24 protein-coding genes are annotated in these 23,684 nt (G+C 46.7%); 11 read left to right on the top strand and 13 right to left on the bottom strand.

All coding sequences use genetic code 11. The features are described 5' to 3' along the window. Positions 1 to 2: 2 nt before the first annotated feature. Both F3I09_RS19275 and F3I09_RS19270 read right to left on the bottom strand, forming a co-directional pair. Positions 3 to 1,172 carry an MFS transporter gene (locus tag F3I09_RS19275; protein ID WP_149696672.1) on the bottom strand — a complete coding sequence of 390 codons (1,170 nt, stop codon included), beginning with the start codon at positions 1,170 to 1,172 and terminating at the stop codon, positions 3 to 5. Positions 1,173 to 1,290: 118 nt separating this feature from the next. Continuing rightward, the gene (locus F3I09_RS19270) at positions 1,291 to 3,744 is read right to left on the bottom strand and encodes an MG2 domain-containing protein (protein WP_149696671.1); all 2,454 of its coding nucleotides are present in this window, start codon (positions 3,742 to 3,744) and stop codon (positions 1,291 to 1,293) included. Between the two features lie 118 nt (positions 3,745 to 3,862). Between F3I09_RS19270 and F3I09_RS19265 the strand changes: the two genes are divergently transcribed. After that, positions 3,863 to 4,444, top strand: coding sequence for a Crp/Fnr family transcriptional regulator (locus F3I09_RS19265; protein WP_149696670.1), 582 nt, complete (start codon positions 3,863 to 3,865; stop codon positions 4,442 to 4,444). 315 nt (positions 4,445 to 4,759) lie between these two features. On the opposite strand, the gene F3I09_RS19260 is transcribed toward F3I09_RS19265, so the two are convergent. From F3I09_RS19260 to F3I09_RS19230, 7 genes are all read right to left on the bottom strand, one after another. Then, complete coding sequence (locus F3I09_RS19260; protein ID WP_149696669.1) at positions 4,760 to 5,380, bottom strand: alpha/beta hydrolase; 621 nt, start codon at positions 5,378 to 5,380, stop codon at positions 4,760 to 4,762. Positions 5,381 to 5,397: 17 nt separating this feature from the next. Then, on the bottom strand, positions 5,398 to 5,703 hold the full coding sequence (locus tag F3I09_RS19255) for a GNAT family N-acetyltransferase (RefSeq protein ID WP_149696668.1): 306 nt from the start codon (positions 5,701 to 5,703) through the stop codon (positions 5,398 to 5,400). A gap of 19 nt (positions 5,704 to 5,722) precedes the next feature. Continuing rightward, a complete protein-coding gene (locus F3I09_RS19250; protein WP_149696667.1) occupies positions 5,723 to 6,655 on the bottom strand; it encodes a ring-cleaving dioxygenase in 933 nt (310 codons plus the stop codon). 17 nt (positions 6,656 to 6,672) lie between these two features. Continuing rightward, positions 6,673 to 7,533 (bottom strand): pirin family protein, encoded by an 861-nt coding sequence (locus F3I09_RS19245; RefSeq protein WP_149696666.1) that lies wholly within the window; start codon positions 7,531 to 7,533, stop codon positions 6,673 to 6,675. A gap of 26 nt (positions 7,534 to 7,559) precedes the next feature. After that, positions 7,560 to 7,871: a hypothetical protein gene (locus tag F3I09_RS19240; RefSeq protein WP_149696665.1), complete on the bottom strand. Its 312-nt coding sequence runs from the start codon at positions 7,869 to 7,871 to the stop codon at positions 7,560 to 7,562. A 10-nt stretch (positions 7,872 to 7,881) separates the two neighbouring features. Beyond that, on the bottom strand, positions 7,882 to 8,460 hold the full coding sequence (locus F3I09_RS19235; protein ID WP_149696664.1) for a nitroreductase family protein: 579 nt from the start codon (positions 8,458 to 8,460) through the stop codon (positions 7,882 to 7,884). Between the two features lie 81 nt (positions 8,461 to 8,541). Further along, complete coding sequence (locus tag F3I09_RS19230; RefSeq protein WP_149696663.1) at positions 8,542 to 9,261, bottom strand: pirin family protein; 720 nt, start codon at positions 9,259 to 9,261, stop codon at positions 8,542 to 8,544. A 340-nt stretch (positions 9,262 to 9,601) separates the two neighbouring features. On the opposite strand from F3I09_RS19230, the gene F3I09_RS19225 reads away from it, so the two are divergent. The 6 genes from F3I09_RS19225 (at position 9,602) to F3I09_RS19200 (ending at position 12,714) form a co-directional block, all read left to right on the top strand. Then, a complete protein-coding gene (locus F3I09_RS19225) occupies positions 9,602 to 9,982 on the top strand; it encodes a hypothetical protein (protein ID WP_149696662.1) in 381 nt (126 codons plus the stop codon). A 7-nt stretch (positions 9,983 to 9,989) separates the two neighbouring features. After that, the gene (locus F3I09_RS19220; RefSeq protein WP_149696661.1) at positions 9,990 to 10,412 is read left to right on the top strand and encodes a helix-turn-helix transcriptional regulator; all 423 of its coding nucleotides are present in this window, start codon (positions 9,990 to 9,992) and stop codon (positions 10,410 to 10,412) included. Between the two features lie 37 nt (positions 10,413 to 10,449). Then, positions 10,450 to 10,854, top strand: coding sequence for a hypothetical protein (locus tag F3I09_RS19215; RefSeq protein ID WP_149696660.1), 405 nt, complete (start codon positions 10,450 to 10,452; stop codon positions 10,852 to 10,854). Positions 10,855 to 11,036: 182 nt separating this feature from the next. Next, complete coding sequence (locus F3I09_RS19210) at positions 11,037 to 11,438, top strand: hypothetical protein (RefSeq protein WP_149696659.1); 402 nt, start codon at positions 11,037 to 11,039, stop codon at positions 11,436 to 11,438. A gap of 158 nt (positions 11,439 to 11,596) precedes the next feature. Further along, entirely contained in the window at positions 11,597 to 11,800 is a 204-nt protein-coding gene (locus tag F3I09_RS19205; protein WP_149696658.1) for a hypothetical protein, read from the top strand. A 17-nt stretch (positions 11,801 to 11,817) separates the two neighbouring features. Beyond that, positions 11,818 to 12,714 carry an SDR family oxidoreductase gene (locus tag F3I09_RS19200; protein ID WP_149696657.1) on the top strand — a complete coding sequence of 299 codons (897 nt, stop codon included), beginning with the start codon at positions 11,818 to 11,820 and terminating at the stop codon, positions 12,712 to 12,714. 109 nt (positions 12,715 to 12,823) lie between these two features. On the opposite strand, the gene F3I09_RS19195 is transcribed toward F3I09_RS19200, so the two are convergent. From F3I09_RS19195 to F3I09_RS19180, 4 genes are all read right to left on the bottom strand, one after another. Next, a complete protein-coding gene (locus F3I09_RS19195) occupies positions 12,824 to 13,471 on the bottom strand; it encodes a class I SAM-dependent methyltransferase (RefSeq protein ID WP_149696656.1) in 648 nt (215 codons plus the stop codon). Positions 13,472 to 13,564: 93 nt separating this feature from the next. Next, positions 13,565 to 15,106: a DHA2 family efflux MFS transporter permease subunit gene (locus F3I09_RS19190; protein WP_149696655.1), complete on the bottom strand. Its 1,542-nt coding sequence runs from the start codon at positions 15,104 to 15,106 to the stop codon at positions 13,565 to 13,567. Between the two features lie 67 nt (positions 15,107 to 15,173). Then, positions 15,174 to 15,914, bottom strand: coding sequence for an SDR family oxidoreductase (locus F3I09_RS19185; RefSeq protein WP_149696654.1), 741 nt, complete (start codon positions 15,912 to 15,914; stop codon positions 15,174 to 15,176). 60 nt (positions 15,915 to 15,974) lie between these two features. After that, on the bottom strand, positions 15,975 to 16,559 hold the full coding sequence (locus F3I09_RS19180; protein ID WP_149696653.1) for a TetR/AcrR family transcriptional regulator: 585 nt from the start codon (positions 16,557 to 16,559) through the stop codon (positions 15,975 to 15,977). A 186-nt stretch (positions 16,560 to 16,745) separates the two neighbouring features. Here F3I09_RS19180 and F3I09_RS19175 point away from each other — a divergent pair, with 186 nt between their 5' ends. From F3I09_RS19175 to F3I09_RS19160, 4 genes are all read left to right on the top strand, one after another. Then, positions 16,746 to 17,702, top strand: coding sequence for a YeiH family protein (locus F3I09_RS19175; RefSeq protein ID WP_149696652.1), 957 nt, complete (start codon positions 16,746 to 16,748; stop codon positions 17,700 to 17,702). A 123-nt stretch (positions 17,703 to 17,825) separates the two neighbouring features. After that, positions 17,826 to 18,101, top strand: a complete 276-nt coding sequence (locus tag F3I09_RS19170) for a hypothetical protein (protein WP_149696651.1) — start codon at positions 17,826 to 17,828, stop codon at positions 18,099 to 18,101. Between the two features lie 43 nt (positions 18,102 to 18,144). After that, positions 18,145 to 22,503 carry a CusA/CzcA family heavy metal efflux RND transporter gene (locus tag F3I09_RS19165; RefSeq protein ID WP_149696650.1) on the top strand — a complete coding sequence of 1,453 codons (4,359 nt, stop codon included), beginning with the start codon at positions 18,145 to 18,147 and terminating at the stop codon, positions 22,501 to 22,503. A gap of 12 nt (positions 22,504 to 22,515) precedes the next feature. Continuing rightward, positions 22,516 to 23,682: an efflux RND transporter periplasmic adaptor subunit gene (locus F3I09_RS19160; protein WP_149696649.1), complete on the top strand. Its 1,167-nt coding sequence runs from the start codon at positions 22,516 to 22,518 to the stop codon at positions 23,680 to 23,682. Positions 23,683 to 23,684 lie beyond the last annotated feature (2 nt).

Genomic DNA, 23,684 nt, shown 5'->3' with positions numbered 1-23,684 from the left:
ACTTATGCTTTTATACTTTCTTTTAGAGTCGTTATTTGTGTTGATTTCTTTACCTGTAAGATCAAAATTGTGATCAGTAAGCCGAACAAGGCCATTAATGCAAATGCCCAGCGCAATCCTGCCGCTTCAGCTATAAAGCCTATTAAAGGCGGTACTATCAGAAAGCCCATATATCCAACGGTAGACACTGCCGCTATTGCAGGTCCGCTACCCATGCTGCTTGTTTGCGTAGCCATGCGCAACACCAATGGTACTACACACGATACGCCAAACCCGATCATTAAAAAACCGATACTGGTGGATACTGTATAAGGCATCAGGGCAGCCACCATAAATCCGCAAAGCACCAGTATACCGCTGTACCTGATCATGGTTGGAACACCCAGCTTGTTCACCACACTGTCGCCGGTAAACCGTCCACTGGTCATAGCGATCATATAGATAACATATCCGGCTGCAATGAGTTTTTCAGGAGGGTGTACTGCTTCCTGAAAGTAGATGTTACTCCAGTCGTACATTGTCCCTTCACAAGCCATTACGGCAAACGATATTAACCCATATTTCAGCAAAGGCTTGTCAGGCCATATAAAGCGTTTGGTATCGGCCTCCCGGGATGGAGGCAGGTGAGGGCTGTCGCGAAAGGCAATGATCGCCATAATGGTCATGGCCAGGGACACGAAAAAGAAATGCCGGGAAGGCGCCATCCTGAAATCCACCATAATAGCTCCGAGTGCCGCCGCTGCAAAACCGGCCAGGCTCCATACGCCATGAAAAGTAGTAATTATTGACCGTTTATACAATGCCTGAACGGCAACAGATTGAGCATTTACAGAAATATTCATCAGGTTCCGGGAGGAACCAAAGCAGAAAAGCACCAGACCCAACTGCCAGGGCAGGGTCACAACCCCGATAAGACTCAACATCAGGTTGAATACCAATACTCCTATCATCATGATATTCCTGCTGCTGTATCGCTGTAAGAGGTAACCGGTAACGGGAAGAGTGAGTACCAGTCCGGTAGGCAAAGCCAGGAGAAAGAAGCCTAACTCTGCCTTATTTAAGGAAAGCCGGCGTTGAATGTCCGGAATTCTGGACGCCCAGCTGGAGAAACTGAAGCCTGAAATAAAAAAGAATACCGCTGTTGCTATACGCGCAGATCGTGGTTTGCTCATAAGAGCTCAAAGCTAAAAATAATTAGGAATTGGGTGTGAAGAATCAGGAAGAATACTTCCGGATGCTTTTCCCAATTCCTTGTTATTTAATCCCTATCGTTTAACTGAGATTAGGTCTTTAATACACCTGCTCCGCGCGTCCTACGCGGCCATCTGCAGCAATACCTTCTACCACAATACGGAAATGTTTAGAGAAGTCATTGTTGTAAAAATGGATGGTAGAAGCATGGGTGATGGAATCCACGGTGATATATGGGCTCCAGAAAAGTGTAAGGCGCTTGTCAGGCAACGCATGCACTTCTTTCTTCACAGCATAATCCGGAGAATAGAACTCCTTCACAAGGCTGTATCCTGCTTTCTTCATACGCTCGAAGCCACGGATCGTTTCATCTCCTTTGTTATCGCCACCTTTTTTGGTGTATACCGCGATAGCGCCACCTGCGCCTCCGCCGAAGCCTCCCATGAACGGAGGACGGAATACTTTCACCAGGGCGATGTCATTGATATTGACGTTGGCCAGCATGCTGACATCTACCGGCATCTCATTCAGATACAGGGAGGGTTTCGCTCCGCGCCATGACATACTTGGATTATTGATATCCCCGGCAATGTTCAAACCGGCAACTTTGGACTGCAGGTATTGGAACACGTTCGTCTGGTAAGGTGTTTCCTTCGTCAGGTCAAAAGTATAACCATCGCCCGAAGAGAACATACCGGAAGTATAACGCTGCTCTGTAGTTTGCTGAGGAGTGATCTTCTTGTCGCGGATGTTCACCTCTTTCAGGTAAACCGTCTTGTTGCTCATGGAACGGTTAACCTTATTACTTTCACTCGCTGTGTTCAGGAAACGGGTCATAGCTGCATTGTCCAGACCTTCCGGCACCCGCATAGGGTAGGGTAATGTAACCTGGGGCGATTTATCAAAGAAGTGTGGTTCGAAGGTAACCTGTACATCTTTCCACCTTTTTTGTTTGTCATTTCCCTGGAAGAATACCAATACCGTATCCATGAACTGGAGATTGGGCACTTCAAATTCACCTTTGTCATTGGTAGGGGCAGAGGCGAAAGAGGTACTGCTATCCAGCGGTTGTTTGAAGATGAAATCCACTTTGCCACCTACCAGCGGATAACGGCCGGTATTGGTCACTGCTGTTCCCTTCAGTGACATGCCCTGTTCATACGGGAACCTGATCTTCGGCATATCATTGTTGAGGATCTTCTCCCAGCTGAACCTTCTCCATCCATTAGTCAGCATCACCAGGTCAAGCGCCTGCAGCTTCTCTTTGGTAGTGTCCTGGAAATACCAGGCCGGATTATAGATATACCCTTTCAGGTCAGAGGTAAGCAGCATATTGGAAATAATATTGTGCTCATCCGGATCTTTCAGCACCTGGTCGGCATCGGTAATAGAGATGGACATGCTGGTCTGTACACTATCCGGAGCAAACAGCTCGATAGAACTTTTGCCTCTGGGAGCACTGCTTATTTCCGCATTCATGAAGCTGATGTCGATCTGGTCACTCTTCCTGATGAACGCGAGCCTTTCGGAGAGCGGCAGACCTTTATCGCTGAACAGGGTCACCTGTATAATACCGGAGGGAAGGGACTGTGTGGGAATAAATCCGCTGATCCTGCCTTCGCCGGCATCCAGTACGGCCTTATATACCATCTGGTTCTGTACCTGGGCTATCACCATCATGCGATAGTAGGTTGAATCGTCAGCATTGGCAAGGGCGGCCTGGTAGAAGATACGGCTGCCACGGTTATATACTTTAAGCACAGCTCCTTGTGTCTGTGTTGCCGGGAGTGCTATTTCTTTCTGTTGTCCGGTAGCTACTCTTACTATTGCCCGGTAGTTTTCCCCGGCGGCGGGTGTCAATTCAAAGGAGCCCATGCCATCATGCGCAGTCCTGATCTCGGCAACGGTCTCTTTTTTACTGTTTTGTACTGTACCTGCAACGGCAATAGGATAACCATTCTGGTCTATGGCCTTGAAGGCTACCACACCTGGCGCATTTTGCAGCATATTGCCACCCTCTGGGAAGAACTGCACGGCAAAGTCACGTGCAATGGCTGTGTCCCGTGAAGGAAGGGTGTTCTTTTTGGCCGGGTCGAAGATTTCTATGTTCTTGTAAAACAGGAATTCCGGGTCATAGTTAAGCATCCAGGCGGTATAAGCCCTTATCTGGTACTGGCCGGTTTTCAGTGTTTCAGGTAGTTCAAAATCCCCTGCTGCCGCAGCACCGGCTGCAGGCAGACGTTTTTTCATTACCACGTTGCCGTCTTTATCCAGCAGCTCCACATACAGGTTGGAGGCGGTCAGAGAGGGCTGGTTCTGTATCATGATATATGCCTTGAACCAGATAGTTTCACCGGAGGCATAAAAGTCTTTGTCAAAATGCAGGTATACCTTTTCCTGCGGGAAGCGTTTGCCGAAAATAGCCAGAGCGTTTGTAACCTTATCCTGCCAGTCGTCGGCCGGCACCAGGGAGAATGCAGTAAGCATGCCCACTGAAAAGACAGGGATAAGCCATTTCAGCCGGGTGTACTTTTTTAGAGATGAAAATTCCATGCGGGACGATTTATTAATACTTATCTAATTTACTATCAAAAGATACGTGCTTTGCTTATTATTGCGGTTGAAAGTAAGCTTTTAAGCAAAATTTAAGACAACCGCCCATCAATTTACTATGTTCGGCCCAATTGACCAATTCGTTGCAAGGTATATACAGCTTACCCCGGAGGAACTGGAGATCTTCCATTCCCTTCTGCAATTCAGGAAGGTAAAGAAAAAGAGCTTTCTCCTGAAAGAGGGAGAAATATGTGATTATGAAGCATATATACTCAAAGGTTGCGTGCGTACCTTCTATGTGGACAAGCAGGGAGTAGAAACGAATCTGACCTTCGCTGTGGAAGATTGGTGGGTGGCGGATATTTCCAGTTTTTCTGAACAGCAGCCTTCCCGGCAGAATATTGAAACACTGGAGGACTGTGAATTGCTGACGATCTCTTATGAAGATAAGAATACCTTATACCAGAAGGTGCCGAAGTTCGAGAAGCTTTTCCGTATGCTGCTGCAGCGCACAGCTGGCGTAATGCAGCAGCGGATATATGCCTCCATTTCCCAGACGGCAGAAGAGAGGTACCTGGCCTTTATAGAGAAATACCCGGCCATCGTGCAGCGTATCCCCCAGCATCATATAGCCAGGTATATTGGCGTATCACCCGAATTCCTGAGTAAGGTGAGGAGTACCATGTACAGAAAGCATTGAGTTATAGACTTCTTTAAGCGCCTCATATTGACGAAGAAAGGACGGCGAAGGGACGAAGAAGGGACGAAGAAGGGACGGCGAAGGGACGAAGAAGGGACGAAGAAGGGACGAAGAAGAGGTGGATTTGATTTACAGGTTGGTATGTTTGTAAACAAAGGCTTCGGGATAGAAAGCAAATTTAATCACTTTAAATCCCAAAGCCATGTTAGAGAAGTCAATTAAAGTTACAACATTTAGCAGACAAAAACGCTACGTAAGACCTGACGTTCATGTAAATAGCCGGACAGTAAGTGTCTATAGCCGGATGCGGAAATATTACTTACGGAACACCAGCTCATTGGCCAGGTTGATCTCATCCTGGCTGATAGTGTGACCCATATTATTATAAATATTGACCTTAATATCTGCCCCCATTTCCTTCAGCATCTTTTCACTGGCCTTTACGCGTTCCACCGGCACATGAGGATCAGGATTACTGGTACCGATAAAGACCGGGGTATTCCCAAAATTGCCCGTATAGTTCTCCGGATAGATTTTGTCGCCGATCAGCCCTCCGGTAAAGGCAACCACTCCGCCGTATTTATCGGCATTGCGGGTTACGAATTCCAGGGTAAGGCAGGCGCCCTGCGAGAATCCCAGGAAATAGATGTTTTCGTGGGAGATACCGTCAGCCACTACATCTGCTGTTATTTCTTTCAGCACAGAGAGGGCGGATGAGAGCCATGGCTCATTCTGTGCAGGAGGCATCAGGAATGAGTAAGGGTACCAGGTACCTCCTGTAGCCTGAGGGGCTACCAGTGCATAATCTTTGACCTCCAGGTAGTTGGAGAGAGTAAGGATATCTTCCGCACTCCCTCCGCGCCCATGGATCATAATCAGCGCCTTCTTTGCTTCTGTTGTCTTTTTCCCTGCTGTTATTATCTTCTTGCTATGCATAAATTGTGTTTGTGTGATCATTGCTCCGCTTCCTGTTTCAGCCAGACGTCGGCAAACTCCTCGGGATGCCGCTTAAACTGTGCATGTACATAAGCGCACAATGGTTTTACCTTCAGCTGATGTTCACGGGCGTAGGCCACCATACCATTCAGGAGTATCCTTGCGAGGCCTTTGCCTTCAAACTTTGGATCTATTTCCGTGTGATAAACGGTGAGTACATTATCAGCAATGCTGATGATCATTTCACCGGACTGTTCTCCTTCATGCATCAGGTAGAAAGCACCGTGGTTTTTGGCATTGAGCCTGATTACTACTTCATCCATATCCATGTGTAGGTTACTATTAGAGTACAGGTAATACTTTTTCAATGTCGGCACGCATAGATTCATACTGTACCGGCAGTTTAAGATGTTGTCCCAGCTGATCCAGCGGTTCGTCTACTGTAAAGCCAGGGTTATTGGTAGCCAGTTCAAACAGTACGCCTCCTGGTTCCCGGAAATAGAGGGAGAAGAAGTAGTCGCGGTTTATCTTCTGGGTGATATTGAGCCCTTTCTTTGCCACCTTTTCCCTGAAATTCATGAGGACTTCTTCATTCTCTACACGGAAAGCCACGTGATGGTTGGTACCACCACCTCCTTTGCCGGCAGATTCCTTGGGAGATTCTATCAGGTCTACGATAGACGCTTCTGGAATGGCGTCGGTAACAAAGCGGTGACGATCGCCTTCCTGCGCCAGGAATTTATAGCCAAGTACGTCTGTCAGGATGCTGGCAGTTGGGCCTATGCTTCTCAGGTTCAGCACAACGTTGTGGAACCCTTTGGTAGCGTGGGGTGCTTTCACTTCAGCAGTTTCCCATGCCTGACGGTTGTCAGCAGTTTTAGGCACGATCAGGTTCAGTTTCAGGCCATCGGGATCTTCGAAAGGAAGATACAGCTCGCCAAACCTTTCGGCCACCGGACCATGAGTGACATTATGAGCTTTGAAGCGTTCTGTCCAGAAATCAAGGCTGTCTGCAGGTACGGAATAACCGATCTCTGTAGCCATACCTGTTCCGGTACGGCCGCGGCCTATGCCTTCCCATGGGAAGAAGGTCAGAATAGTACCCGGAGTGCCATGTTCATCTCCAAAATAAAAATGATAAGTGCCGGGATCGTCGAAGTTCACAGTCTTCTTCACGAAGCGAAGACCTAAGGTTTCTGTATAAAACTGAAGGTTTCTTTTAGCATTGTCTGCAATGGCCGTAATGTGATGAAGGCCTAAGATTCTATCTTCCATAAAAAAGTTTTTAATGTTTAGTAAGCTAATATGCCAAAGCGGCCATTCTTGTAATCCTCTATTGCCTGGTCTACTTCTGCCATGGTGTTCATAACGAAATTGTCTTTGGCAGCTACCGGTTCGTCAATGACTTCAGCTGAGAGGAAAAGTACCTGGCTGTCTTCATTGGCAGCCACTGAGAAAGTAGTGCCTTCTCTTTTGAAGACGATCAGGGAATGTTCCGGTACCGGTGTGATGTCATCGATGGTCACCCGGCCGTGTGCAACGTATAGCAGGGTCCAGTAATCTTCAGTTACATTGAACTCCACTTCCTTACCACCCGCAATTTCACCTACCGCTGAAATAACGGGGGTAAAAGAAATGTTCACCGGTCCTGTTTTACCGTCGAATTGTCCGCTTACGAGGCGGAGGTTGACACCGTCCTGTTCAAGTATTCCGGGCATGTCCTCTTTCCGTACAAACTGGTAACGGGGATCATCCCATTTATGGGCCGCAGGTACGTTTACCCATAGTTGTAATATTTCTGATATGCCGCCATTCTTATGCATCTGTGCGGAAGGCCCCTCACTGTGGAGAATGGCTTTCCCTGCAAACATCCATTGTGCATCACCTGCATTCAGTAACTGATCGTTGCCGGCAGTGTCTTTGTGATGTGCCTGTCCCTGTAACTGGAACGTAACGGGAGCAAAACCCCTGTGTGGATGGGGATGTATCCTGTCATCCGATCCCGCCGCTACGGTATCCGGTCCTCCGTGATGCAGGACAATGAACGGATTAGCGAAACGAAAGTCTGCATGTGGTAAAGGTTGTAATACCGTCTGGGTAGGGGTGATGTTTTTTGCTCTTCCCGCAAGGATGTGTGCAATATTCTTTTTCATACCAGGTCTTTTATAATACCGGAGTTTCATCTGTTCTCCAGCGCGTATAATATTTCATTTTTCAGTAAACCGCTGCCTCCACCATAATGTCTTTTGACAATGACGGCTGGCGAATGCTGTTTGAAATAAGCAGTAAGCACTGCTTCTTCTTCAGTACTAACGCCGGCGCAGATCAACACAATATCAAACGCTTCTTTTTCAAAAGCTGCCCTGGCAGCTTCGTCTGCCGTAACGGTTATACCTGTCCAGTTGTCGGGAGCATTGAGCAATCTATGCATCACCGTCATGATCTCGGCATTTCTACCTACAGCGAGTATACGCAGTTGCGTTGGTTCCATATAACACGATTTAGTCCAGGTGGGCTGCAATCGCAGATATCGGATTGCGGCTTCTGGGAGTTAATTCCCTTGTTTTGTAAGGTTCATCCAGTTTTTCCGCGCTGTCAATATATCCCAGCGCCAGCATGGATACTGGTTCTTCATTGGCAGATAAACCCATTAGTTCTGCAGCATGCTGTTTATTGAATCCTGCCATCACGTGCCCATAAACACTCATGTTTAAAGCCTGTAACAGCATAAAAGATGTAGCCATACCAACGTCGTGCATGTAATAATGATTTTTCTGCTGGGTGTCAGGTAGCTCACGGATGCCTACAGAAGCCACCAGTGCAGCCGCATTTTTAGCCCAGGGTACGTTACCGGGAGCCAGTGTTGAAAGCAGCTTGTCAAAACCCGGGGTACCACGTAATGCATATATAAAGCGCCAGGGTTGTGAATTGTTTGCACTGGGCGCCCATGATCCTGCTTCAAGGATGGTCTCAACTGTTGCCGTACTCAGATCTTTGGTGGAAAATGAACGGGGACTCCACCTGTTTTTGATCAGATCCAGTACTTCATTTTGTGTGTTGGCAATCTTAATTGGAGACATATGTTTTGATTTATATTAATGTTTATGTTAAGCAAAGGTATATGTAACAACGAATGTTTTTTCAGCAATAAGTTGTCAAATTCAACTGAATATTGGTACATCTATCACCAGCAGCTGCGCATCTTCCTCCTGTGAAACGATGGTGAATTGACTTGTGTCTTCCACCCCATATCCGTCTCTATTATCCAGTTCCTGCCCGTTGATGATGAATTTTCCCTTGATAACAAAGAAGTAGACACCGTTCCCTTGTTTTTTAATTTCATAAGTCGTCTCTCCACCTTTGTCAAACCGGCCCATATGGAACCATGCGTTCTGGTACAACCAGGTACCTTTTCCATTGGGATCAGGGGAGATCAGCTGTTGCAGCTGATTAGGCCTGTTGTTAATATCCACTGTTACCTGGTCATATCTTGGAGTGACGTTCAGCTGATTGGGAAATAGCCAGATCTGCAGGAATTCAGCAGGTATATCGGTATTGGCGTTGTATTCACTGTGAAAAACACCGGTTCCTGTACTCATTACCTGTATCTCACCTGCTTTGGTGATCACCGTATTTCCCAGGTTATCCTTGTGTTCGAGGGCTCCTTCCAGGGGAATACTGATGATTTCCATATTATCATGAGGATGAGCATCAAAACCTCTTCCACCAGCTACTATATCATCATTGAGTACCCGCAGGGCGCCAAACTGCATCCTTTCAGGATTGTAGTAGTTGGCAAAACTGAAGGTATGATGGCTGTCTAGCCATCCGTGGTCTGCATGTCCACGTGTTGCTGCCTTATGTAATACTGTTTTTGCCATGATCAGATTGTATTTATATGTTGCAACAAATATACGCCGGAAAAGAGGAGCAATCCATTAACCTAGCTTAAGAAAAGAAAGCGACCCGGTTTAAGAGAAGGAAAAAAGAAAGTATGAGTACCAAAGTGATAAATTACCGATATATGTTGTAATTTACTTTTAGGTAAAAAAAAATTGGTAAAAAATCACTCAAAAGTGATTTAATATTGTTAACTTCGTAAAAGTTCATCTTTAAGTGAAATCAAAATTGGTTTACCTGACTAATCTTTCAGGTAGGAAGGCTTCGGTCTATAGCATTGTCACTGAAGAAAGTCAGCATGCTTTTTTAGACCGGTTTGTAATGGAATACCAAAAAGAGTTCTTTCAGGATCTGCTAAGTATTATGGGGCGGTTAAAGAGTATTGGCAATGTAACCGGGGCAGTCAGTACTTATTTTAAATTGGATGAAGGACTTGAATGGAATGACCAGGTCTGTGCCCTTTATGATATTCCTGATAAGCATCTGCGTTTGTACTGTATTCGCCTGAGTGAGCAGATGATTATCGTGGGAGGCGGAGGCCCTAAAAAGGTACGGGCCTGGCAGGATGATCCCAAGCTGGCCCGGGAAGTGAATGAGATGATGCATTATTCGAAAATAATCCGTACCCGGCTAAAGGATAATACTTTAAGAATATCCCTCAACCGGTTAAAACTGGAAGGAGATTTATTACTTATTCGTTAAAAACAACATGATGGAAAACTTTGATGCAAACAAGACTGACTACACCAGTGATCTGGTAAACAATTTACTGAGTCATATCACTCCCACAGAGCAAGATCAGATAGATCACAAAATGAAGATGGCCGCCAAGATCCACGCGGGCCTCAAAGCCAAGGGCTGGAAAAGCCTTGATCTCGCCAGGGAGCTCCACCTAAAAAGCCCGTCCCTGGTATCTAAATGGTTGAGTGGTACCCACAATTTTACCATGGATACATTAGTAGATATTCAGCGGGTACTGGGTATCAGGCTACTGGATGCCGACATGACAACCACACGGTCACCACTGAAAGTCAATGTTACTGTTCCGGTGGTCCCTTCATCCTTAAAGGATGCTATTCAGGGACCATTGTATAAAATAGCCGATCAAAGCGGCACCCCTGTTAATGCCTGAGCATAGGCTGTTTTTTCTTTAATATAATAGGCTCAAATTGGAAACCTCCTTTAACTTACATGGCATTGAACTGCTTTCCTTTTCTCTGTTACCGGAACCGCCAGCCGGAAGCAAGGAAAAACAGCTTAGTTATGAGTTCAATGTTCAACAGGAACAAAAGACAAACGTCGACAAACAACTGGTCATCGTATTCACCACTATAACAGTAATACAATCCGGTTATACCCTCCCTCTTGCTACCGTAACGGCGGCATGTGGCTTCGGTATTTCTTCGTTTGACGGAACACTGACGCGTCAAACAAGCGGAGAATATTTGATATCTCCCGACATCGGGCAGGCCGTTTCCAGGGTTGCCACCGGCATAACCCGTGGTATCTTTTACAGTCAGTTGAGAGGTTCTTACCTGCAGGATTGTATTCTTCCGCTGTTGCCGGGAGAATAATTGCCCTGATTATAAACATCTTTCTTTATAACCTCCATCATTGCCCTCCCATCTCCGGCGCTTTAACTTTGAAACATCTTGTCACACTCCTGCAACTAATAATTCACCTGTTTGTTTTACAAAAAAGGGAATGCACAGGAAAGGATGACGGGTGTATCATTAACTCATTAAAACGCAACAAGATGGAAATATATATCAGTGAAGAAGATGTTTTGCGTAACATCCAGAATAAGTTTCACGAGGTGTATCCTTACCTGAAACTGGAATGTTATCTCTGTCCGCATGAACAGGGGGAAGGCACCGCAAACAATAAAAAGCTTTCTGGCGATACTCCTATCGAGGAGATCCGTCTGATCCATAGTTTTGGCTGGATAGATATTAGCGAACACCGTACTGTAGCAGAAGTAGAAAGAGACTTTTATAGGGACATGGGCCTTGCCATACAGATATTCAGACGCTCCAGGACAGGCTGGTTGCAAACCACACGTACAGATAACCTGTCTCTGGGAGAACAGAACCTGATAGGAAGGGAAAGCCTGATTGCAGGAACAGAGAAAGAAGCGCCTGTTCAGCCTGCCGATTGAAGAGATTGCCGCAGGTTTGTTACCCAGTAATTATTTCCACACTGCTGTACCAGCATGTATACAAATATGCCGGTTGACTACGCTTGCTCCCACACAACAGCATACATGGCTTGTTGTTTGATCTTTATAAATTATTCTTCACGCTTAAATTTTAAGTTATGGGACAGGATAAAGTAAAGATGACAAAAGAAGACCTTACCGGCAAAGCTGAACAATCAGAAGCAGCTGAGGCTTCACAAGCATCTCCAGAGCAGACCGAATGGGAACGTGATAATAAAGGCGCAAAAGATGTAACTCCTGAAGCAAAAAAACGAAAGGACGAACTGAAAGAAGCTCCGGAGAGTCTTAAGAATTCCCGTTGATATTTAAACTGAAATGTATGCCAGTAATTAATGTAAACAACCGTAATCAATATGCACTGATCACTGGCGCCACGAGCGGTTTCGGATATGAGTTGGCAAAGTTGTTTGCAAAGGATGGCTTTAGCCTGGTGATCGTTGCGAGATCGCAGGAAAGGCTACAGGAAGTGACTGATGAATTGAAGCAGCAATATAATATCGAGGTGACACCTATTTCCAGTGATCTGTTCCGGCCGACTGCAGCGAAAGAGATATATGATGAAGTACGGACTCGGGGTATCGTGGTGAATTACCTGGTGAATGACGCCGGACAGGGAGAGTGGGGGCGTTTCATAGATATTGATCTGCAGCGCAGCCTTGATATTATCCAGCTGAATATTTGTTCGCTGGTAGCATTGACAAAATATTTTGCTACTGATATGGCAGCGAGAGGTGATGGGCATATACTGCAATTGGGTTCTGAGGCTGGTAAAGCGCCTATGCCATTATTGTCAGTTTATGCAGCCACAAAAGCTTTTGTCATTTCATTCAGCGCCGCCATTAGTAATGAATTGGAAGGAACCGGTGTAAATGTTACTGTACTACTGCCAGGGGCATCAGATACGGACTTTTTCCATAAAGCGAATATGGAGTATACAAAGGCGTATCGTGAAGAGTCCCTGCAAACACCGGAAGACGTAGCCCATGATGGTTATGAAGCACTAATGAGTGGGGAAAGTCGTGTAATATCCGGCGGCAAAACAAAGATGCATGTTTATATGGCGAATTTATTGAGTGATGAAACAAATGCCGTGAACATGCGTAAGCTCATGGAGCCGTCAGAGAAAGAAGATGGGAGAACGGCTTCTGGCCATAGTGCTTCCCACAAAGAACGTGAATCTATAGGCCGGGAGTCTGGAGATTTGAAAGAGAGATAGGCAATAAGCCTATCCCTCTTTTTTATTAGTGGTTGTTCAGGATAGAATGCATGAAATTTTTATTAAATCTCACGAATCATCCATGAAACGGTTTCGCAGTAGCTGTTATTTAACAATTATTAACATGTCCCTCCTTGCCGTAAACGGCCGTCCGGATAAACCTGCTGAAATAGAATGCCTCGAAAATACCTGTGTAATGGTGCTCTTTGAATAAGGGCTCAATGTCTGCCAGTGCATCAGCTTCCACATGACATAATATCCGGAAGAACACGTACATGCTACGCAGTAATGCGCGCTGCCACAGCGGCGCCTGTTTTTGATAGTGAAAATCGGTAAATAACCATCTGCCGGACGGTTTGAGCATGTTATGAAGATGAAGAAAAACAGGGGTTACTCTCTCCCGGGAAAAGTTGTCAAAAAGAAAAGGTGTGATGATGACATCGAAAGTATGAGAAAGATCGTTGTTGAAATCTTCTATCGCCATATTGACAAACGTTACCTCATGCTGATATTTCCGCTGTTCTGCAAGCGCTATCATATTCGCAGAGATCTCCACATAATAAATGTGTAAATCCGATGGACATATTTTTGCCATTTCCTCCAGTATCCAGCCTGTCCCTCCACCTGCAATCAGTACTGTACTGTGTGTTTCAATATAGGGCAGGAGAGCCGTCTGTGCATCCTGTTGTGTGGTACGAAATACCATACGGCTGAGGAAGTCATAGTATCTGGCAATATTGTCGTAGTTGTTCTTCATTCACCGGCAGGTATGGCCTGTAAATTAGCCGAAAAGGGCCAGGGAGCCAAATACTTCCCCAGCCCTGGTATACTTGACAAAGCGAGAACATCCCTAATGATCTGCGAGTACCACCTGTACTTTTGCGCCTTTCTTCTTCGGTGATGCCATGAGTAATAAGGGCAATGAACACAAAAACACCAGCCCTACTAACATATAAGCATCATCGAAGCTCAGCATCGAAGTTTGTTTGGTAATACCAGCATCCACGAGCCGCAATGCCTTGGCATGAGCGTCCGCCACGCCTGCGCCTTTTGATATGAAGAATTGTGTATAGTCGGCCAGCCGCTTTACCGCCAGCGGATTATCGGCTGTAATATTTGATACCAGGTCTGACCTGTGTACCGCATTACGGTTGGCCAGATAAGTATTTACCATCGCGAGGCCAAAAGAACCTCCCAGCTGCCGCATCATATTATTCAAAGCAGCTCCCTGTGCAAAGTCGGCCGGAGCAAGCGATGATACCGCTAATACGGACAACGGCACCGTTGTCATAGCGAGTCCAACACCTCTCCAGATCAGCGTAGTTGTCAGACTGCCGGCGCTGACATCCAGGTTATAGCCAGACATCTGCCAGCTAAAGACGACAAACATCAGCATGCCAGCGGTGATCATAACGATGGGAGAGACGCCTCTTTGTAACAATCTGGCCGAGATGATCAGTCCCCCGATAGCGAGTATGGCGCCCGGCAGCAATAGCAGGCCTGTTTGTGTAGGGGTAAAATTCAGTAGTCTTTGCGCAAATACGGGCGTCAGAAATACAGAACTGAACAGGCCCACGCCCGAGACAAAGGTCAGCATGGCGGCCAGACTGAGGTTCCTGCTTTTAAGTACCCGGAGGTTAACGACCGGTGTTGGCGTAGTGAGTTCCCACCATATGAACAGTAATAATCCAAAGAAAGCGGTAACACTGAGGAAAATGATGTATCCTGCTTCAAACCAGTCGTCAGTCTCACCCCGTTCCAGCACTGTCTGGAGGGATCCGATACCAATCGCCAGCAGGATGATACCTGCCCAGTCAATTTTACTTGTTGTTACTTTCTCCTCCGGTTCTTTCAATAGTGCATAACAGATGGCTGCAGCAACAATACCGATAGGAACGTTAATGAAGAATATCCATGGCCAGTCGTAGAACTCCGTGATGTAACCACCCAGGGTAGGACCAATAGTAGGACCAACGAATACGCCGATGCCAAATAAGGCGCTGGCCACATTCTGTTTCTCTTTAGGGAAAAGTTCAAACACAATAACCTGTGAAACGGATAAAAGGGCGCCTCCACCGATGCCCTGCAGGAAGCGGAAGATGATCAGTACCCAGATATTGGAGGCCTGGCCACACATGAATGAAAAGAAGGTAAATGCGATGATGGAACCGATGTAATAATTTCGCCGGCCGAGTTTATTCGACAGGAAACTGGTGATAGGAATAATGATCACATTGGCGATAGCATATGCGGTGATGACCCAGGAAGTGTCTTCCAGTGTAGCACCCAGGTTACCACTCATATGCGATAATGCCACATTGACGATGGATGTGTCTATCAGCTCCATTACCGCAGCAGCAATAACGGTGATCAGCAGTATAGTCCTTTTCATGTAAAAGAATTATATGAAGACAGTTATTATACCAATCGGTATAATAACTGTCAAAAAAAAGCACGATTTATCTTCCGCTGTTCATTACTGCGAAAGCCTCAGCAGGAGAGGAAAGGAATAATTTATAAAAGTCAGCGGTATTTCCTACATGTATTTCATAATGATCTGTAGCCAGCGCTTCCACGAATGCTTCTGCCACTGCTGCCGGAGGCATACCATTCTCACCGCCGATCTCTTTTGAAAATTCCGTATTGACTAATGGAGGCATCAGTTCAAATACTTTCACGTTGGTATCAGACAATGTATGTCTCAATACCTGTGTATAAGAGTGCAGGGCTGCTTTACTGGCGGCATAACCAGGGAGTCTTGCGCCTGGAGAGAAGGCTACGATAGAAGAAACGTTCACGATCGCTGATGCTGCCTGTTTTTCCAGCAATGGCAGTAACAATTCATTCAGTCTTATTACAGAAAGAAAATTGGTATGAATCTCCTGAGATGCTTTATCATAAGCATTCGCACCAGCTTCCAGTCTGTATACTTCCGCTGCCGCAGCGTTGTTGATCACAATATTCAAGGCTGGAAATTCTGCTTTAAGCTTTTTTACCAGTGCATTTACATCTTCTTCTTTTGATACATCCGAAACTATCGGTGTTACATTTTTCAGCTGTGCCGCTGCTTTTTCTAAAGTGCCTGCATTTCTGCCGGTAATAATGACATGATTGCCTTTTTCAGATAATAGTTTGGCTGTTTGAAAGCCGATACCTGCTCCACCGCCTGTTATAAGGACAGTATTGTTGCTCGTTTTCATGATGTTCAGTTTATGCTTTGTGAATTATACCGATTGGTATATTTATAGTTAAAAAAATAGTCAGAGTGACGCTATGTATTTTCTGGCCATCTCCATGACACTTCTGCCATATTCCAGTTTACTGGTTGACCTGGCAACGAATATCGCTCCCTGGATCATGGAGATCAGTGTAAGCGCTGCCTGCTCTGCGTTCGTATCCGGAGAGATCTCTTTGTTCCTGATCCCCTCTTCTATCATGCTAACAGTCCTTTCTTTCCAGCTTTCAATCGCATCTGCGACTCTTGCTTTCAGGGCAGGATGTGTATCGTCTGCTTCCGGACCGGTATTGATGAGCGGACAACCACCCACCGGATAAGCTATCGGGCGCTCTTTTCCAAAGAGCATGGTGCGTACCATCAGCTTTTCCTTGATGGTTTTCGCTTTTTCCTCCTCTGCATAGACATATGCTCTCAGCTTGCGGAGATTATAATCAAACGAGGCCAGGGCCACTTCATCCTTATTCGCAAAATTGCCGTAAATGCTACCCTTCGTAAGACCCGTCGCCTCCGTCATATCAGAAAGAGAAGTACCGGCAAACCCCTTCGTATTAAAGATGGGAGCGGTTTTCTCTACTATAAACTCTTTCGTTCTTTCTGCCTTACTCATATCGCTTTCATTAAGACGATGTAAAAATATACCAATTGGTATTATTTCCCAAATAAATCTTTTCCTGCTGACGGATAGATAACTTTCAGGACTATGAACCTATAACTTCAGGTTATTGGATATTACGAATGGTGATTTCCTTTAGCAGAAGATGTAGCGCAACTTTGTGCCATCAAAAGATCGGCTATGAATACAATACAGCACAATGGAAAAACAGTTCGTATCACTACCCGCGAAGTGATATTTGTAATAGCGCTTACCGCCTGCCTGACGCCCTGGGTATCTCCACCCGTGGCATTGGTAATAGGTTTGGTCATCGCACAATTTATAGGTCATCCATTCCTTCATCTTAATCATAAGGCCACACATATATTACTACAGGTTTCCGTTGTTGGATTGGGCTTTGGCATGAATATCCAAAGTGCAGTGAAGGCTGGAAGCGAAGGTTTCCTGTTTACTGTGGCCTCTATTACAGGCACACTGGTCATTGGTTATATAGCAGGGAAGTTACTGAAAATAGAAAGTAAGACATCACACCTGATCTCCTGTGGTACCGCCATCTGCGGAGGAAGTGCTATCGCTGCAATTTCCCCTGTTATCAGGGCGGAAGAGAAGCAATTATCAGTAGCGCTGGGTACGGTTTTCATTCTAAACTCTGCCGCACTGTTCCTGTTCCCTTTTGTTGGTCACCTTTTGCATATGACCCAGACACAGTTCGGTCTGTGGAGCGCAATTGCCATTCATGACACCAGCTCTGTTGTAGGGGCAGCCAGCAAATATGGTCCTGAGGCACTCGAAATAGCAACTACCGTAAAACTGGCCCGTGCACTCTGGATCATCCCGGTTGTGCTGTTGACCGCATTTTGTTTCAAGACAGGTAAGCAGAAAGTGAAAGTGCCGTACTTCATCGGGTTGTTTATCCTGGCTATGATTATACACACCTATATACCTATGCAGCCTGTCAGCGATGTGATTGTAAATGTTGCAAAGACCGGCCTGACCCTGACCCTGTTCCTGATCGGTGCAGGATTGTCCGCCGCGGTGCTCAGAGGTGTAGGCATAAAACCATTGATACAGGGGCTCCTCTTATGGATGATCATTTCCGGTGCAGCTTTGTGGGCAGTACTGCAGCTGACAAAGTAATCAGGAGGCCATAGATGTCTGTAAGACAGGGACATTTATGAGCCTTTCATACCGACTGACAACAGTGTTGCAATCTTTCATTACAATTTAATCTGATGATTGAACTATATTTGACCCGGCATTATGAAAGTATTTACATTGATCATATCGATCTATGTGCTGCTGATGGCAGTCATTCCCTGTTGCAATTTTGATAATTGCGAAGGTGACAGGCATGATGCGCCACAAGGTATATGTTCTCCTTTCTTCAGTTGTCATAACTGCTCAGTGCCTGTGGTACTGGAAAAAACTGTACAGATAGAGCCTGTTACGAACATTATTTACACCCCTTATACTGAATACCGGGCCATCTCTCTACCCGGTTATACAGCGAAATGCTGGAACCCTCCCAGGGCATAATACGTCCATATTATCCCTTTATTTCATCATTTAAACTAAATCCATGCTCGATAAGATCATTGGTTTTTCCGTACGGAATAAACTGATCGTTATACTCTTTGTCGTCGGGCTGATCGCGTGGGGCATATATGCCGTCACGAGATTGCCTATAGACGCGTTGCCCGACATTACCAACAACCAGGTGCAGATCATCACAACTGCGCCTTCACAGGCTGCACAGGACATAGAACGTCTTGTTACTTTCCCGGTGGAACAATCTGTTGCTTCCATTCCCGATATCACGGAAGTCCGTTCGTTTTCCCGCTTTGGCCTGAGTGTAGTAACCGTAGTTTTCCAGGAGAATGTAGACGTATACTGGGCCCGGCAGCAGGTCAGCGAAAGACTGTCGACTATCAAAGACCAGATACCCGCAGGGGTAGGTAACCCGGAACTGGCGCCCGTCACCACGGGGCTGGGAGAAATATACCAGTATGTAGTCCATACAAAGCCGGGCTACGAAAAGAAATACAATGCCATGGAGCTGCGCAGCATACAGGACTGGATCATCCGCCGGCAGTTGCTGGGCGTACCCGGTGTGGCGGATGTAAGCAGTTTCGGTGGATATCTCAAACAATATGAGATTGCCCTCGATCCTGAAAAGCTACGTAGTATGGACCTCAGCATCACTGATGTGTTCAATGCCCTGGCAAAGAATAATCAGAATACAGGTGGCGCTTACATTGATAAAAGGCCCAATGCCTGGTTCATTCGTAGCGAAGGACTGATAGGCAGTCTGGAAGATATCGGGAACGTAGTGGTAAAAACACATAGCAGTGGTATTCCTGTGCTGATCGATAATGTAGGGAAAGTAGGTTATGGACACGCTATCCGTTATGGCGCCATGACGCGTAACGTGGAAGGGGAAAGGGTAGGAGCCATCGTGCTGATGCTGAAAGGTGCCAACTCTTCTGCTGTGATAAGGAATGTAAAAGAAAGGATCAGACAGATAGAGAAGACCCTGCCGGAAGGTGTGCTGATAGAACCGTTCCTGGACAGGACTAAACTGGTGAACAATGCCGTGGAAACCGTGGTGCGCAATCTGGCTGAAGGTGCGCTGATCGTCATATTTGTGCTGGTATTGTTGCTGGGAAACCTCAGGGCAGGCCTGATCGTGGCTTCCGTCATCCCGCTTGCCATGTTGTTTGCCATATGCATGATGCAGCTCTTCAATGTATCCGGCAACCTGATGAGCCTTGGGGCCATCGACTTCGGCCTGATCGTGGACGGCGCAGTGATCATCGTGGAGGCTACCATGCATCACCTGGGATTACGGAAAACAGGCACCGCATTTACACAGTCGGAAATGGATGAGGAAGTATATACTGCGGCAAGCCGTATCAGAACCTCCGCTGCTTTCGGCGAGATCATCATATTGATCGTTTATCTGCCTATTCTGGCGCTTTCAGGCGTGGAAGGGAAGATGTTCCGTCCAATGGCGCAGACGGTTTCTTTTGCCATCTTAGGGGCCTTTATTCTCTCGCTGACCTATGTGCCGATGGCCAGCGCATTGTTCTTAAGTAAAAAGGCCACGCATAAACGTACGCTGTCCGACAGGATCATGGATTTTTTCCATCGTATTTATGCCAGGGCCTTAATATTTGTACTAGGCTTTAAGCGTGCTGTTATCGTAGTATCAATACTGTTGTTTGGCGCCAGTCTGCTACTGTTCACCCGGCTGGGGGCAGAATTTATTCCTTCCCTGGATGAAGGAGACTTTGCCGTGGAGACGAGATTGCTGACAGGCAGCAGCCTATATGAAACAATAGATGTTGCAGGTAAGGGGGCAGATATCCTCCTGAAGCAGTTCCCGGATGAGGTGAAAGAAGTGGTAGGCAAGATAGGTAGCGCTGAGATCCCAACGGACCCTATGCCGGTGGAATCCTGTGACCTGATCATTGTCCTGAAAGACCGCTCCCAATGGACGAAGGCTGAGAACAGGGATGAACTGGCGGATAAAATGACGGAAGCATTGGAGGCGATCCCCGGCGTCAGCTTTGGCTTCCAACAGCCTATACAGATGCGTTTCAATGAACTGATGACCGGCGCCCGGCAGGATGTGGTTGTAAAGATCTACGGCGAAGACCTGGACAGGCTTGCCACCTATGCCCACAAGGTTGGGAGTGTAGTGAGTGGCATACGTGGCGCGACGGACGTTTATGTAGAACAATCTTCCGGTCTGCCGCAGATCGTGGTACAATATCACCGTGACCAGATTGCCAGGTTCGGTCTGAATATAGAAGACATCAATACGGTGATCAATACGGCTTTCGCCGGTCAACGTGCAGGTATCATCTATGAAGGAGAGAAAAGATATGACCTGGTGGTCCGTTTGGATAAACAGAACCGGGCAGGCCTGGAAGATGTATCTGCATTATACATCACAACGCCCAATGGCAACCAGGTGCCTTTGAACCAGGTGGCGGATATCAGCCTGAAAGTAGGACCTAACCAGATCCAGCGCGATGATGCCAAACGGCGTATCACAGTAGGATTTAATGTGCGTGGCAGAGACGTGGAGAGTATCGTGAATGAGTTGCAGCAGAAAGTAGGTCAGAAAGTAAAGATGTCTCCCGGCTACTATGTAACATATGGAGGCTCGTTTGAAAATCTGCAACAGGCCCGGTCACGGCTGAAGGTAGCAGTACCGGTAGCCTTGCTGCTGATATTCATTCTGCTGTATTTTTCTTTTGGTTCGGTAAAGCAGGGCTTACTCATTTATACAGCTATTCCTTTATCTGCAGTGGGTGGTATTGTTGCTTTATGGTTGCGGGGAATGGCATTCAGCATTTCAGCCGCTGTCGGTTTTATAGCGCTCTTTGGTGTGGCCGTACTGAATGGTATTGTGCTCATTGCTGAGTTTAACCGCCTGCGTAAAGAAGGACTGACTGATCTGCGGGAAATCGTAATACGGGGTACAGGCACCCGTTTACGCCCTGTGATCATGACAGCTACAGTAGCTTCTCTGGGTTTCCTGCCCATGGCTTTGTCGCAGGGCAGTGGCGCCGAAGTACAGAAGCCACTGGCCACAGTGGTCATCGGCGGACTGATAACTGCCACCCTGCTCACCTTGTTTGTATTGCCCTGCCTGTACATCTTATCTGAAAAAATAAAAGGCGCCGGAAACATGAGTAAAACAGTAATGATCCTGTTGCTGCTGACAAGTGCTCCTATGCTGTCACATGCACAGCAGCCGCTCACCCTGGACGGGCTGATACAGCTCACACTACAGCAGAATAAAGGGCTACAGGCTGCAGGAGCTGGTGTGGACTATTATAAACAACTGAAACGCACAGCAGGAGAACTGCCTAAAACGGATATAGGGCTGCAATATGGTCAGTATAACAGCTATGTCAAAAGCGATAATAATATTACGGTCACCCAGAAGATACCTTTCCCTTCTGTATTTGGTGCAAAGGCCTCACTATACGATGCACAGCTGCAGGGTAGCAAATTGCAACAGGCCGCCACTAAACACGAACTGGTATTCCATGTAAAGCAAGGCTGGTACGAGCTGCAATACCTGTATGCATACAGGCAGCTGCTGGAACAACAGGATAGTATCTACCAGCGCTTTGTAAAAGCTGCCGACCTGAAGTTCAAAACAGGCGAGACAGGGCTATTGGAGAAAACCTCCGCAGCGACAAGATTAGCTGAGATACAACATCTCAACAGGCAAAGCCTTGCGGAAGAACAGGTATTACTGGCGGGCTTACAGGGATTGTCTGGCAGCAATACTCCACTGGTTATCGTCAAACAAACACTGGAGCCTTTAACCGTTGGCGCTGTCGGCGATTCTGCCCAACTGCAGCATTATCCTGCGTTACAGTGGCAACAGCAGCAGGTGGTCATCCAGGAAAAAGAGAAAAAGCTGGAAGCGAACGCACTATTGCCTGATCTGTCAGTTGGTTATTTTAACCAGTCGCTGACAGGTACTTCTCTCAACAGTACAGGAACGGCTATCGCCAAAGGTGGCGACCGTTTTCAGGGATGGCATGCCGGGGTTTCCATTCCTTTATGGCTGGGACCTTTCCGCGCAAGAGTGAAGGCTGCAGAACAACGCAGGATACAGGCTGACTTCAACTATCAGCAGTCAAATGTAGAACTGAAAAGCAGATGGCAGCAGGCAGTTGCACAGTTCTCCCGCTATAAGAGCAGTCTGGATTATTACCGGGAAACGGCTATACCCAATGCTATGCTCATCGAAAAACAGGCATTGCTGGGATATGAAAAAGGGGATGTGGGATATACTACCTATCTCTTAAGTCTGCAGGAAGTATTTAACATCCGGGAGGCCTACCTGCAAACCATCCGTGACTATAACAATGCGGTATTGTCCTTACAAATGCTGAATGCTCAACAATAATCAACAGAAATCATGAAGTATCTCATATATAGTGCCCTGATCATTTCCTTAACTGCCTGCGGCAATAAAACAGAAAAAGCGGAGCAGGAAGAAAAACATGCCGCAGCTGAAGGAATGGTTACGGAATTAACGCCTGCGCAGTATGCCACCGTCGGAGTGAAAACGGGCAAGATCGAACCTAAACAGATCAGCAGTAATATCCGCGCCAACGGTAAACTGGATGTGCCTCCGCAGAGTATGATCAGTGTCTCTGCGCCATTCGGGGCTTTTGTCAAGAATACAGAATTGTTGCAGGGCTCCTTTATCCGTAAGGGACAGGTAGTTGTTTCCCTGCAACATCCTGATCTCATCCAGTTACAGCAGGAATACCTGGAAAATAAAGGCCAGCAGGAATACCTGCTGGCAGAATATCAGCGGCAGGAAGCGCTGGCGAAAGAGAATGTCAATGCACAGAAAGTGTTCCAACAGGCGAAAGCGAACTATCTCTCCAATGCAGCCCGTATCAAAGGATTACAGGAGAAACTGAAGCTGCTCAATATTGACCTGGCGGCCCTGGATGCAGGAAATATCCAGAGCACGATCCAGTTGTATAGCCCCATTACAGGTTATGTGACTGCCGTGAATACCAACATTGGCGCTTACGTGAATCCGACTGATAAACTATTTGAGATTGTCAATACAGAACACCTGCATGCGGAACTGACTGTCTTTGAGAAGGACATTCCAAAACTAAAACTGGGGCAGCGTGTACGCTTCACACTGGCCAATGAAACCACACAACGTAGCGCCGAGGTATACCTCATCGGTCGCGAGATCAGCAATGAGCGTACCGTGCAGGTGCATTGTCATCTGGACAATGAAGACCGGGAGCTGTTGCCCGGTATGTATCTGACTGCCTGGATCGAGACAGGCAATGCCATGGTAAATGCCTTGCCGGATGAGGCGATTATCCAGTTTGAGGGTAAGCCCTGCATCTTTATCGCGAAAGGCCGGGAAGCAGGGGCAGAAGGAAATTATCTCTATGAGATGTTGCCCATTGAAAAGGGAAACAGCGAATTAGGCTATACAGAAGTTATCATGCCGCCGGGCTTTGATAGCAAAGGGGCAGATGTAGTTGTAAAGGGCGCTTATGCGTTGTTCTCCAAATTAAGGAACGCAGGAGAGGAAGATGAGCATTAGTG

Origin of the sequence: Chitinophaga sp. CF418 (assembly GCF_900142925.1) — a bacterium.
Classification (GTDB): Bacteria; Bacteroidota; Bacteroidia; order Chitinophagales; family Chitinophagaceae; genus Chitinophaga.
The sequence above is the reverse complement of the archived record's forward strand: the minus strand, read 5'-3'. Positions and strand labels throughout refer to the sequence as shown.

Coding starts and splice junctions, on each gene's coding strand:
- F3I09_RS19200 (WP_149696657.1), top strand. CDS start 11,818: ATGCCAGTAATTAATGTAAACAACCGTAATCAATATGCACTGATCACT.
- F3I09_RS19205 (WP_149696658.1), top strand. CDS start 11,597: ATGGGACAGGATAAAGTAAAGATGACAAAAGAAGACCTTACCGGCAAA.
- F3I09_RS19190 (WP_149696655.1), bottom strand. CDS start 15,106: ATGAAAAGGACTATACTGCTGATCACCGTTATTGCTGCTGCGGTAATG.
- F3I09_RS19235 (WP_149696664.1), bottom strand. CDS start 8,460: ATGTCTCCAATTAAGATTGCCAACACACAAAATGAAGTACTGGATCTG.
- F3I09_RS19255 (WP_149696668.1), bottom strand. CDS start 5,703: ATGGATGAAGTAGTAATCAGGCTCAATGCCAAAAACCACGGTGCTTTC.
- F3I09_RS19165 (WP_149696650.1), top strand. CDS start 18,145: ATGCTCGATAAGATCATTGGTTTTTCCGTACGGAATAAACTGATCGTT.
- F3I09_RS19265 (WP_149696670.1), top strand. CDS start 3,863: ATGTTCGGCCCAATTGACCAATTCGTTGCAAGGTATATACAGCTTACC.
- F3I09_RS19210 (WP_149696659.1), top strand. CDS start 11,037: ATGGAAATATATATCAGTGAAGAAGATGTTTTGCGTAACATCCAGAAT.
- F3I09_RS19270 (WP_149696671.1), bottom strand. CDS start 3,744: ATGGAATTTTCATCTCTAAAAAAGTACACCCGGCTGAAATGGCTTATC.
- F3I09_RS19175 (WP_149696652.1), top strand. CDS start 16,746: ATGAATACAATACAGCACAATGGAAAAACAGTTCGTATCACTACCCGC.
- F3I09_RS19180 (WP_149696653.1), bottom strand. CDS start 16,559: ATGAGTAAGGCAGAAAGAACGAAAGAGTTTATAGTAGAGAAAACCGCT.
- F3I09_RS19245 (WP_149696666.1), bottom strand. CDS start 7,533: ATGAAAAAGAATATTGCACACATCCTTGCGGGAAGAGCAAAAAACATC.
- F3I09_RS19170 (WP_149696651.1), top strand. CDS start 17,826: ATGAAAGTATTTACATTGATCATATCGATCTATGTGCTGCTGATGGCA.
- F3I09_RS19160 (WP_149696649.1), top strand. CDS start 22,516: ATGAAGTATCTCATATATAGTGCCCTGATCATTTCCTTAACTGCCTGC.
- F3I09_RS19240 (WP_149696665.1), bottom strand. CDS start 7,871: ATGGAACCAACGCAACTGCGTATACTCGCTGTAGGTAGAAATGCCGAG.
- F3I09_RS19250 (WP_149696667.1), bottom strand. CDS start 6,655: ATGGAAGATAGAATCTTAGGCCTTCATCACATTACGGCCATTGCAGAC.
- F3I09_RS19275 (WP_149696672.1), bottom strand. CDS start 1,172: ATGAGCAAACCACGATCTGCGCGTATAGCAACAGCGGTATTCTTTTTT.
- F3I09_RS19225 (WP_149696662.1), top strand. CDS start 9,602: ATGGAATACCAAAAAGAGTTCTTTCAGGATCTGCTAAGTATTATGGGG.
- F3I09_RS19185 (WP_149696654.1), bottom strand. CDS start 15,914: ATGAAAACGAGCAACAATACTGTCCTTATAACAGGCGGTGGAGCAGGT.
- F3I09_RS19230 (WP_149696663.1), bottom strand. CDS start 9,261: ATGGCAAAAACAGTATTACATAAGGCAGCAACACGTGGACATGCAGAC.
- F3I09_RS19220 (WP_149696661.1), top strand. CDS start 9,990: ATGATGGAAAACTTTGATGCAAACAAGACTGACTACACCAGTGATCTG.
- F3I09_RS19195 (WP_149696656.1), bottom strand. CDS start 13,471: ATGAAGAACAACTACGACAATATTGCCAGATACTATGACTTCCTCAGC.
- F3I09_RS19260 (WP_149696669.1), bottom strand. CDS start 5,380: ATGCATAGCAAGAAGATAATAACAGCAGGGAAAAAGACAACAGAAGCA.